Here is a 598-nt window from a genome sequence, read left to right as displayed (position 1 = left end):
GGCCAGGACCACCTCGGCGAAGACCGGTCCCTGGTGGAAGTGCCACTCCCCCGTGGACTGGTCGTACATGTTCACCCCCGTGATGTCGGAGGGCAGCATGTCGGGGGTGAACTGGATGCGGGAGTTCGAGCCGTCGATGGTGGCGGCGATGGCGCGCGCCAGTGCCGTCTTGCCGGTCCCGGGCGCGTCCTCCAGCAGCAGGTGCCCCCCGGCGAAGAGAGTGGTCAGTGCCAGCCGGATGACGTGGGACTTGTCCAGCAGGGCGACGGACACATTGTCCACCAGCGAGGCGAAGGTGCGCGCGAAGCGGGTCGCCTCCTCGGGGCTCAGAGCCATGTCGTGGTCCTCTTTCCTCTCACTGTCCGGGGGTGCAGCTCAGGATGGAGCCCACCCACTTCCCCATCACGGCAGGGTCCGTGACGGCTGTGCGGATCCCGCTGGCCGTCCAGTCCCCGCCGACGTCGAACCGACGTTCCAGGTTGTCGATGTCCGAGACGAAGGCACAGGTCAGGACCTGTCCGCCTGGCCATCTCTCGGCTCGGACCTCGAAGGAGTGGCACTCCTGGCCCTCCTCCGCGCCAGGTTGCTCCCCGCCGAC

Annotated in this window: 2 protein-coding genes; both read right to left on the bottom strand. The window is 68.2% G+C overall.

Annotated features, from left to right (window positions below; translation table 11 throughout):
* Positions 1-336 (bottom strand): AAA family ATPase (locus tag FK530_RS24950; RefSeq protein WP_158645204.1); only part of this gene is annotated, 336 nt, incomplete at its 3' end.
* A 19-nt stretch (positions 337-355) separates the two neighbouring features.
* On the bottom strand, positions 356-598 hold a 243-nt coding region (locus FK530_RS26480; RefSeq protein WP_205124265.1), incomplete at its 5' end, for a hypothetical protein.

The sequence above is a fragment of the Tsukamurella conjunctivitidis genome, assembly GCF_007858475.1.
Taxonomy (GTDB): domain Bacteria; phylum Actinomycetota; class Actinomycetes; order Mycobacteriales; family Mycobacteriaceae; genus Tsukamurella; species Tsukamurella conjunctivitidis.
This window is presented reverse-complemented; position numbering and strand designations above follow the sequence as displayed.